Here is an 11,916-nt window from a genome sequence, read left to right as displayed (position 1 = left end):
AACAAATATAAGGAGGATTTATTCATGAGAAAGAAAGTAGTAGCAGCTTTTTTAGCAGCGACAATGGCCATGGGCATGCTTGCCGGGTGCGGCGACAGCAAAAGCAATGACAGTAATGAGGACACAAAGGAAAGCAGTACGGAGACAGCGGCAAAGTCCGACGGCGAGGAGGCAGGAGAAAAAGAGGACGTGACCATCTGGTATTATTGGGAGACAGAGGGACACCAGAAGGCCCTGGATAAGGTAATTCAGGATTATAACGCATCCCAGGATGCCATACAGGTAACTGCCAAGTACGTTCCGTTTGCAGACTTTAAGAAACAGCTTTCCATCGGGGCATCTGCCAATGAGCTTCCCGATATTGCCATTTTGGACTCCCCGGACCATGCATCCTATGCTTCCATGGGAATCTTCGCAGATCTGACAGGGAAGTTTGATGTATCCAGCTATTATCAGGGCGCGGTGGATTCCTGTACCATAGACGGCAGTCTCTACGGGGTCCCTTTCGGAGTAAACTGTCTGGGACTTTACTATAACAAGGATATGATGGATGCGGCCGGCCTAACTCCGCCCACAACCTGGGATGAACTGAAAGATACTGCAGCGGCTCTCACAAAGGACAAGGTAACAGGGTTGGCATTCTGCAGCGTTCAAAACGAGGAGGGGACCTTTAACTTTATGCCGTGGGTATGGTCCACCGGCACGGATTCCTACACCATCGACTCAGAGGGAGGCAAGAAAGCCCTGACTTTAGCAAAGGATCTCATTGATTCCGGCTCTATGAGCAAGGAGTGCATCAACTGGACACAGGGAGATGTGATGAACCAGTTTATCTCCGGCAATGTGGCTATGATGATCAATGGTCCATGGCAGATTCCAACTATGAAAGAAGAGGCACCGGACCTGAACTGGGATGTAACCTTAATTCCCAAGGACAGCGAATATGCCTCTGCCTTAGGCGGTGAAAACTATGCAGTAATTGCCGGCGGCAATGAAGAGGGTGCCCTTAAGTTCCTGGAATATGCCACAGAACAGGAACAGGTGACTTATCTGATGGACAAATTCGGCTACATATCAGCAGATAAAACCATTGCAGAGACACAGTTTACAGATGATGCAGTTATGCAAAAGTTTACAGAAGAATTAAACTATGCCAAAGCAAGAGGTCCTCTGGCAGAATGGCCGGAAGTATCCGATGCCATCTCACTGGCCTTTAATCAGGTAATGACAGGAGCAGCTGAACCGGACAAGGCAGCAGCCGATGCCCAGGCAACCATTGACAGTATTGTAAAAAAATAAAAGCGGATACATAGAGATACGGAGTATGCGGAAGATCTGTGTACTCCATATCTTTGCCCAAAATTAATGAGGAGGCGTTATTTTGAAAAAAGTGAAGCGGTTTTTTCAGTATGACAATATCGGATATCTGTTCGTTCTTCCGGCATTTCTATACATGCTTATATTCGTAGGATATCCTATTGTAGACAACATAATATTAAGCTTTCAGGACGTAAACATGAAAACACTGACCGCAGCTCACAAGCCATTTGCGGGCCTGGCCAATTACATAGAGATCTTTCACGATCCTGTATTTATAAAATCTTTGGGAAACACACTTTTATTTACCGTATGCTGTTTACTGTTCCAGTTTCTCATCGGATTCGCCCTGGCGATCTTCTTCAACCAGAATTTTAAGATTTCAAAGACGGTGCGGGGACTTCTGATGATGCCCTGGATGATTCCTATCACGGTGACAGCACTTATCTTTAAATTTATCTTTGGCACAGATGTGGGGATTCTCAATAATATCCTCCAGGGACTGGGGATTATCAAGGAAAACATAGATTGGCTGACCTCCACGAATACGGCAATGTTTGCCATTGTATGCGCCAATGTGTGGATCGGAATTCCCTTCAATATGATTCTGATTTCCACAGGACTCACCACCATTCCCCAGGAATTGTATGAGAGCGCATCCATAGACGGAGCCGGCAGAATCCAGTCCTTTTTTAAGATTACGTTACCGCTGCTGAAGCCCACCATTGAATCCGTTTTGATTTTAGGCTTTATCTATACGTTTAAGGTCTTCGATCTGGTATATGTAATGACGGGAGGGGGACCGGTGAATTCCACCCATATGCTCTCCACCTATTCTTATAAATTATCCTTTGAAATGTTCAAATACAGCAAGGGCTCCGCAGTGGCAAATGTATTGTTTGTCATTCTGCTGATTATCAGTATGTTCTACCTGCGGATGACAACGAAAGGAGAGGAAGAATAATGGGAGACGAGAAAAGAATAACCGGCGGAAAGAATGTGATCCTGTGTATCGCATCGCTTCTTGTACTGTGTGTACTGCTGTTCCCGCTGTTCTGGATTATAGTGACATCCCTGAAGACGGAGCAGGAGATTTTCCAGGTTCCCCCCACCTTGTTTCCCCACGTGCTGAATACAAAGTCGTATGCGGCACAGGTAGAAACCGGAGACTTTAACATGTTCCGTTCTTTTGGAAACAGTCTCCTAATTGCGGCAGGGGCCATGGTAATCTCAGTAATCCTGGCAGTTCCCGCTTCCTACGGAATTGCAAAATACCGGTTCCGGGGGAAAAAGGTAGTGCTTTTGGGATTTCTGGTAACCCAGATGCTTCCGGTGTCTGTGCTTCTGACACCAATGTTTATTATGTTCAAGAACATACACGCGTATAACACACCTGTGGCAGCCATCCTGGCAGATGCTACTATAGGAATTCCATTTTCAGTTCTGATTTTAAAAAATTATTTTGCCTCGATCCCTAAGGAACTGGAGGAGGCCGCCTATATAGACGGATGCAACCGGTTTACCGCATTTATCCGGGTACTGATTCCCATCGCAAAGCCGGGGGTTATGGTATGCTCTATCTTTTCCTTCCTGTATGCCTGGGGGGATCTGGCTTACGGCATGACTTTTATCATCGACCAGCAGAAACGGCCTATCACAGCAGGAATCTTTAACTTTATGGGACAGTACGGAACCAAGTGGAGCTACCTCACCGCCTTTGCGGTAGTCACAATTATCCCAGTGGCATTGATCTTTATCTTTATGCAGAAATACATCATAAGCGGCATGACCAGCGGAGCAGTAAAAGGCTGACGCAGTCGGCATGCCGGTACAGCGGAAAGGAGAACAAAATGTTTCGACAGGAAAATGGAAGGCTGATTTATACCTATGACAGGGAAACGATGTGGATAGAACCCTGGGGAGAGAACAGTCTGCGCATCCGGGCCACCAAAAACCGGGCAATGGAGGACACTGACTGGGCACTCCTCCCACAGCCGGAGCAGGAGACAGAGATAAGAATCGAAAGCCGGGAGGCGGAACTGAAAAACGGAGGAATCCGAGCAGTCGTAACATGGGCCGGAAAGCTTCTCATCTATAACCGGGCCGGAAAGCTTCTGTTAGAGGAGTATATGAGGAACCGAAAGGATGTAACAGACAGCAAATGCAGCGCCATTGAAGTGGAGGCCAGGGAGTTTCAGCCTATCCCGGGGGGCGATTACCATCTGACTCTGAGGTTTGAGTCCCTAGACCCTGAAGAAAGGATTTATGGGATGGGCCAGTATCAGCAGCCCTACCTTGACCTTAAGGGAGCGGACCTGGAGCTGGCCCACCGGAATTCACAGGCCAGTGTTCCTTTTGCCCTGTCTTCCAGAGGGTATGGGTTCCTCTGGAATAATCCCGGAGTGGGACGGGCTGTGTTAGGCAAGAACATTACCAGCTTTGAGGCCTATTCCACCAAGCAGATGGATTACTGGGTGACAGCGGGGGATACTCCGGCTGAGATTGAGGAACAGTACGCCCGTGTGACGGGTACCGTGCCCATGATGCCGGAATATGGCTTAGGCTTTTGGCAGTGTAAGCTGCGCTATCAGACCCAGGAGGAACTGCTTTCTGTGGCCAGGGAGTATAAGAGAAGAAACCTGCCCATAGATGTGATCGTTATAGATTTCTTCCACTGGCCCAAACAGGGAGATTGGAAGTTCGATCCCGTGTACTGGCCGGATCCCGATGGGATGGTGCGGGAACTAAAAGATATGGGAATAGAGCTTATGGTATCTGTCTGGCCTACGGTGGACAGAGAAAGTGAGAACTATCAGGAGATGCTGGAGAAAGGCTATCTCATCCGCACAGACCGGGGCTTCCGGGTGGGGCTGGACTTTGAGGGGGCTACCATTCATTTTGATGCCACCAACCCTGGAGCCAGGGAATACATCTGGGAAAAAGCCAGAAAGAACTACTATGAAAAAGGAATCAAGATCTTCTGGCTGGATGAGGCGGAGCCGGAGTATACCGCCTATGATTTTGACAACTACCGGTACTATCTGGGGCCAAATCTCCAGATTGGCAATATCTATCCGGTGGATTATGCCCGGGCGTTCTATGAGGGAATGGAGGCAGAGGGACAGAAGAATATTGTCAATCTGCTCCGGTGTGCCTGGGCAGGAAGCCAGAAGTACGGAGCCCTTGTCTGGTCCGGAGATATTGCTTCCAGTTTCTCCAGCATGAGAAACCAGCTGGCTGCCGGCCTGAACATGGGACTTGCGGGGATCCCCTGGTGGACGACTGATATCGGGGGATTTCACGGAGGGAATCCCAACGATGAAGCATTCCGGGAGCTGTTCGTCCGCTGGTTTCAGTGGGGCGCTTTCTGTCCGGTGATGCGTCTCCACGGTGATCGGGAACCCAGACAGCCCCAGGTGGGCACCACGGGAGGGGCAACCTGTTGTTCCGGGGCAGCCAATGAGGTTTGGAGCTATGGGGAGGAGGTCTATGAGATCTGTAAGAAATATATGGAGATTCGTGAAGCTCTCCGTCCCTACACCCGGGAACTGATGGCGGAAGCCCATGAAAAAGGGACTCCGGTGATGCGGACACTGTTCTATGAATTCCCGGAGGATGAGGAGTGCTGGAAGATTGAGGATGAATACTGCTACGGCAGTGATATTCTGGTTGCTCCGGTGCTTTACCCCGGAATTACTGTCAGAAGTGTTTATCTCCCTGCCGGACCAGTCTGGACGGAGTATGCTACAGGAAGAAGATATAAAGGCGGTCAGCGGGTTGAAGCAGTTTGCGGAAGGGATACCATTCCGGTATTTCTGAAGGATGACTGTCAGCCGTTACCCATAGATAGCTAATGAAGAGAAAAGGAGGAGAAAAGAAGATGAGGAAAACCAAAAGTTTCTGGAAAAAGGCTGTTGCCGGACTGTTGAGCACAGCAATGGCTGCCGGAGGTGCTTTTTCCACGGGGCTGGGAAGCGTTGAGGCGCAGGCAGCCGAGATGCCTGCCCTGACCGTGGATTTTGGGGACACAACCGGGGATATTCTTCACGGTGCTGCCGGATTCCTGTACGGGGTCAGCAGCGAGGATGTGCCTACCACGAATACACTGGTGCCCCTGAAGCCGAAGGTATTGTGTACAAAGGGTGCGCTGGGAACAGAACACCCCTACGGAGATGCCCTTGACGTGGCCAAGACCTTCCTGGAATCCGGGGGAGAGCAAGTCATGATGTACAACAGCAATTATTACGGAGTGTTTGGTGTAACTGCCAATTACAAAGAATATGCAAATGTCCTGGAGACCATCATTGCCCCTGCGGTGGTAGAGTGGAAGGAAGCCTGGAAAGAGGACCATAAGGATGACAATCTGAAGGATGTGGATATTGACAAAGCAATTGTCTATATCCCCATTAACGAAGGTACTCCTATCCAGGGCACTGATACGAATACAGCCTGGAAAGCCTACTATGAGGCAATCAAGGCAGGGGATCCGGGTGCAACCATTGCCGGCCCCAACAGCGCAGCCTATAATACCCAGTTCAGCGGAACCAATATGCGGGGACATATTCAGTATTGTGCGGATAATAACTGTATGCCCGATATCATAACCTGGCATGATCTCCAGGTGGATAAGCTGAATGGACTGAAATGGGAGATGCAGGACTTTAAATCTATCTGGAATTCTACAAACTGGACAAAATGGAAGGAAGCGAACCATACGGATCAGGATCCGGAGATTCCGCAGATCTGCATCAACGAGTATGCCGACTTCTCTGACTGCGGTGTTCCCGGGCGTCTGGTGAACTGGATTGCCCGACTGGAGGATGAAAAAGTATACGGGTGCCTTCCTTTCTGGCATCAGGCCAATAACCTGAACGACCTGACAGCGGATGCCAATGAGGGGAACGGAGCATGGTGGCTGTATAAATGGTACGGGGATATGTCCGGAGAGACAGTAAAGGTATCTACCAATACCAGCTACGAACAGTTATATGGTGTAGCTTCCATTGACAACACAAAACAGAGCGCTACCACGCTTCTGGGAGGAATCGATGGATCTGCCAACGTAAATCTGCTGAACGTGGGAAACACAGAGGCATTCAAGGGACAGGGCATGGTACATGTTAAAGTACAGGCTACCGCTTTTTCCGGATATCACGGGGCACAGAACCAGACACCGGTTATCATGGAAGGGGCTCTTCCTGTGAATGAGGACGGCAGTGTGGCCTTATCTCTGAATAACATGAAGTTTTCCACGGCCTATAATGTTACGATAACAAAGGTGTCTGAAGGAGAAGAACTGACAGATGCAATGGTAAACCGTTATCAGAAGGTGTACGAGGCCGAACAGGCCGAACTGGGAACCGGGTGCATCACCAAAGGGGAGACGTTCAACCCCAACTACTATCTCTCTGACGGTTCCATTGTTTCCATGCCTCAGGATGCAGTTATGACTTACACCATAGAGGTCCCTGTAGACGGAAAATATAAACTGGATTTTATCTACGGAAACGGAACGGGATCTACCAGAAATAATATGAGTACCCACAACCCCCAGAACATTATGCAGAGATTTTCCATTGATGGACAGGAACCGTCAGAGGAAATGATGAAGAATACACTTCTGGAAAATATGACAGGTATTCATACTTTATACGGGGATCTGTCAGCAGGCACCCACACCATCCAGATTCAGACAATGGGAGATGGCACGGTTTGGCATGATGCACTGACTGTAACCTGGGCGGGAGCCAAGGATGTGGCTCTGGAAAAGTCAAGGGATCTCTATGAGGCCGAACAGTCAGATTTCAATATTCTCCTGGTAAATACGGACACAACAGTGAAAACTGAGAACAGCATTTCCGGGTACTCCAGCAATGGATATGTAACCGGACTGGATAAGAGAACAGTAGGAGAAGGCGGAGGTATCCGGTGGAACGTAGTCGTAGAGGAAAGCGGACTGTACAACATGACCTTCCGCTATCAGTCAGCGGCAGCCGGCAATATCCATATATATACAGGCAATACGGCGACTACGCTGGACAGACTGAGTAAGACCGTTTCGGCGGAAGCTGCCCAGGGACAGTGGAGAGAAGCAACGGCTTCCGTTTATCTGCAGAAGGGCATCAATGTCATTGACGCAGATGCAGATGCGGATATGGCACTGGACTATATGAAGGTACAGGCAGTAGACCAGGGAGAATACCCAACGGCAATTGAAGCAGAGGACTGCATTCCGGGTGGCTCTTCCATTGAAGTGAGAGACAGCAGCATGGCTTCCGGCGGCAAATATGTGGCCGGTATGGAAGGCGATGCCAATGCGGCGGCGGATATCAACAAATATCTGGAAATCCGCTACAATGCGCCCCAGGCAGGTGTCTATGAACTCCAGGTGTTCCAGTCCAACAATGATATCTGCGGTACACACTCTTACAATACCAAGATCATTGACAAATATGCATCCTTCCAGGTAAATGGACAGGATCCCCAGAGATACTTCTTTATCAATACCTTCTCAGACGATACCTTTAAAGAGAAATCCATTCAGGTTCGTCTTGACGCAGGAGATAATGTAATTAAGATTTTCAACGATGACAGCTGGACCGTAAAATGGGGAGGAAGTCAGTCCACACCGGGAGAAAATGTATTAGACAACTATGCGCCTAACTTTGACCGGTTTATTCTGACGCCATTGACTCTGGATACACCGATTGCAGTACCTGATACTTACAGCATTCAGGTAACCACTACTGCGGCTGGTTATGCTACCGTTGACAAAAATGCAGTGGAGCAGGGAGGCAGCTTCCTGGTAACGATGGCTCCGGAAAAGGGACTGGCAGATGTGCTGGTGGATGGCGTATCTAAAAAAGATCAGGTACAGGAACAGGGAGACGGTGCCTATACCCTGGAGATCCCGGATGTACAGGCAGATGTACAGGTAAAAGTATACTTTGAAGAAGCCAGCGGCGAACACCGGGATGTGTACATCACTAATGCAGGCTTTGGTACAGGGAATACCTATGGCTGGGAAGCGAGCAGCGAGGATGCGGTATCCGTGGCAAAAGAAATTGCAAACAGCTACGAAGGCTACTATGCCCGCGTTGAGGGGGGCAGTATTTCCCAGACCCTTCAGGGGCTGGAGGCAGGAAAATATATCCTTCATGTTTATGCAAAGGGAGAGAATACAGAGGGAGAAGCTCTGTTATGTGCAGGAGAGACCACCCAGGCAATGAATCTTTCGGAAGAATATGAAGAACAGACAATGGTTATCAATTTGCAGGATAAGGGCGATGTCTTAATTAAAGCAGATGCTGCGGGGCTTACTAAAGGAACCTTATACTTGGATAACTTCTCACTGGAAAGAGTATATCAGAGGGATGAAAGCCTGATTTCACAGGAACTGGAATACTTTGTAGACTGCGGAGATCACAATCCGGATACACTCAGCCCCGGAGAAAAATTTGGAAAACGCAATCAAGTTACGGATCAGATTTTTGGAGAGGACATCCGTACGGGATATCAGTGGGGTGTGGTAACCTCAGAACAGGATCAGGCTATTGCAGCGCCCTCCGGAAGCAAAGGCGCTTACACTACTTACCAGTGGGATAATGAAAATAATAAAGCAGACCTGCAGGACAAAGAAACATCCTTCCGCTATGCGCATAATCAGGTGGAAAACGGAATCAATCCCCGCTATGTCAAATACCGCTTCCAGCTGGAGCCGGGAGACTATAGGGTAACCGCAGGCATGGGGAATCAGTGGAACAACTCCGGAAATCCCGATGTATATGCAGGGGAGACCAAATTAAATGAAACCCCTCTGAATATCAGCAGCGGCGCCGCTGTTGAGGTAAGCGGACAGGTGACAGTCCCACAGGGGGAGGAATTCCTGGATGTGTATGCTCTGTCTAAGGATGCCACCATTAATATGAACTATATCACCATAGAGAAATGGACAGAGCCGCCCAAGATGGAACTGGCATATTTCACAGACTGCGGAGATCACGATCCCTCCACATTGAGCGAGGGTGAGGAATTCGGATACGGTAACAGTGTAACTGAGCAGCTGTATCAGGCAGATCCCGGCACCGGCAGGATGTGGGGACTGAAGGTAAAGGATTCAGACCTAGACACCACAGGCACACCTGCAGGGTCCAAGGCAATATTCACTAAATACACGTGGGCCGATGAGCGCAGTACCGGCGATAATCAGCCCAAGGAATCCACTTTCCGCTATGCAAGGGGTCAGGACGTGGCATTCCCGGATGCAGGTCAGCGGCCAGGGATCGACTATGGCTATGAGCTGGAAAACGGCACCTATCTGGTACAGGTGGGGATCGGCAATCCGTGGAGCAATGCGTGGAGGACAGCAATTACCCTAAACGGGGAGTTGGCTACAGACACTCCCACGGTTGGGATACCCATGAATAAGACAAATGTAATTGAAAAACAGATACAGGTAACAGACGGAAATCTGGATATTCATCTGAGTTGCCCGGACGCCTGCGTTACTGTTAATTACATTAAGATTTACAAATTAGAAGAAGCACCGGAAGAAGTAGTATTGGACTCGATTGAAGTAACTCCTCCTGCAAAGGCCGAATACGAAATCGGGGAAGAACTGGAGCTGGAGGGACTGGCAGTTACTGCAAAGTACAGTGACGGCAGCCAGCAGGAACTGGAAGCAGGCAGCTACACCCTGGAAGGCTTTGACTCCGAAACTCCGGGTCAGAAGACTATAACCGTCAGCTACACAGAGGGTGAGGCGACAAAGACTGCAGAATTTACTGTAACCGTAAAGGAAAAGGAAGAACCGGATAAGACTCTTACAGGAATTACTGTGACACCTCCGGAGAAAACAGAATACGAGATCGGGGAACCCTTCGACAGCACTGGCCTGAAAGTTATGGCCCAGTATTCCGACAATACAGAAGCCGAAGTGAAAGATTACACCGTTTCTGAAGTGGACACCTGCAAGGCAGGGGAACAGAAGGTTACCGTAACCTATCAAGAAAAGACGGCAGAATTCACGATCCTGGTAAAGGAGAGAGTGCTCACAGGAATTGAAGTGATTGTACCTGACAAAACAGATTACCTGGTAGGAGAAGACTTTGATCCCGCCGGTATGGTAGTAAACGCTGTCTACAGCAACAAGGTAAAAGAAGAGGTTTCTTCTGAAGAGTATACGGTGGAAGGCTTTGATTCCGCAGAGGCAGGGGAACAGACAATCACCGTAACCTATCAGGAGATGAAGGCAGAATTCACGGTAAATGTAAAAGAAGAAACACCGGAACCAGTGTTATCTAAGGTAGTGCTGACCCCTCCGGTAAAGACAGAATATGTGGTTGGGGAAGCCCTGGATCTCACTGGATTGGCCGTATATGCCCACTACTCAGACGGCAGCTATACGGAGCTCACTCCAGAGGATTACCAGATCACAGAATTAGATACAACCGTACCGGGCATCCACTATGTGACGGTTACCTACGGAGAGATGGCTGCAGAATTCATGGCAGTGGTAGCAGAAGCTCCAAAACCGGAAGTGACAAAGATTGAAGTGAAGGCTCCGGATAAACTTACCTATCAGGCAGGGGAAACACTGGACACAGAAGGAATGATTGTAACCGCTTATTATGCAGACGGAAGCCAGGAAGAGGTAACGAATTACACCGTGAGTGAATTGGATTCATCCACTCCGGGAGAAAAGACCATTACCGTAACCTATGGGGAAGCCGCCGCAGAGTTCACAGTTACGGTGGAGGAAGCAGCGAAATCCCCCCACTGGGAGCAAGACCGCAACGGCTGGTGGTATAACAACGGAGACGGTACCTGGCCAAAGAACACCTGGAAGCTGATAGACGGAGACTGGTATTACTTTGATAAATACGGTTACCGTGCCGAGGGCTGGGTGCTGGATGGCAAGACCTGGTACTACTGTGACGAAAACGGTGTGATGCAGACGGGCTGGCTGCAGCTGGGAAGTACCTGGTACTACCTGAAAAACAGCGGAGCCATGGCAACGGGCTGGCTGCAGGATGGAACTGCCTGGTATTACCTGAAAAACAGCGGAGCCATGGCCACAGGCTGGACAAAAGTGGGAAGTACCTGGTATTATCTGAAAAGTAACGGAGTCATGGCAACGGGCTGGCTGCAGGATGGAAATACCTGGTACTATCTGAAGAGCAGTGGAGCCATGGCGTCGGGCTGGGTACTGGATGGAAACACCTGGTACTATCTGAAGAACAACGGAGCGATGGTGACCGGCTGGGCAAAAGTAGGAAGCGCCTGGTATTATCTGAAGAGCAGCGGAGCGATGGCTACAGGCTGGGTAAAAGTGGGAAATACCTGGTATTACCTGAGAAGCAGCGGGGCCATGGCCACCAGTACATGGATAGGAAACTACTATGTGAACAGTTCCGGCGCCTGGACAAAGACAAGATAACAGCAGCAATCAAACTTGATTTAATACCTATCAAAAGTGAGGAACCGCTACGGAGTATGAAACTCCGGGGCGGTTTTTCTTATGTGTCTGGATTAAAGACTAAGCGGGCAGTAAATGATAGGGTTATCCGCCATACTTTTAAAATTTTGAGTTTCAACTCA

The 11,916-nt window shown here is 49.2% G+C and carries 5 protein-coding genes; all 5 read left to right on the top strand.

Annotation, left to right across the window (positions count from 1 at the left end):
• Positions 1 to 24 precede the first annotated feature (24 nt).
• The 5 genes from ACGHCT_RS21285 to ACGHCT_RS21265 all read left to right on the top strand — a co-directional run bounded on the left by ACGHCT_RS21285 (position 25) and on the right by ACGHCT_RS21265 (position 11,755).
• Positions 25 to 1,299, top strand: coding sequence for an ABC transporter substrate-binding protein (locus tag ACGHCT_RS21285; RefSeq protein WP_154256801.1), 1,275 nt, complete (start codon positions 25 to 27; stop codon positions 1,297 to 1,299).
• A 91-nt stretch (positions 1,300 to 1,390) separates the two neighbouring features.
• Complete coding sequence (locus ACGHCT_RS21280) at positions 1,391 to 2,281, top strand: carbohydrate ABC transporter permease (protein WP_369523662.1); 891 nt, start codon at positions 1,391 to 1,393, stop codon at positions 2,279 to 2,281.
• Positions 2,281 to 3,129, top strand: a complete 849-nt coding sequence (locus ACGHCT_RS21275; protein ID WP_154256797.1) for a carbohydrate ABC transporter permease — start codon at positions 2,281 to 2,283, stop codon at positions 3,127 to 3,129. Before ACGHCT_RS21280 ends, ACGHCT_RS21275 begins: the two co-directional genes overlap by 1 nt.
• Before the next feature lie 38 nt (positions 3,130 to 3,167).
• On the top strand, positions 3,168 to 5,171 hold the full coding sequence (locus ACGHCT_RS21270; RefSeq protein WP_390437449.1) for a TIM-barrel domain-containing protein: 2,004 nt from the start codon (positions 3,168 to 3,170) through the stop codon (positions 5,169 to 5,171).
• 26 nt (positions 5,172 to 5,197) lie between these two features.
• A complete protein-coding gene (locus tag ACGHCT_RS21265) occupies positions 5,198 to 11,755 on the top strand; it encodes a bacterial Ig-like domain-containing protein (protein WP_390437448.1) in 6,558 nt (2,185 codons plus the stop codon).
• Positions 11,756 to 11,916: the final 161 nt, after the last annotated feature.

The organism is Lactonifactor longoviformis (assembly GCF_042848515.1).
GTDB classification, from domain to species: Bacteria; Bacillota; Clostridia; order Lachnospirales; family Lachnospiraceae; genus Lactonifactor; species Lactonifactor longoviformis.
The sequence above is the reverse complement of the archived record's forward strand: the minus strand, read 5'-3'. Positions and strand labels throughout refer to the sequence as shown.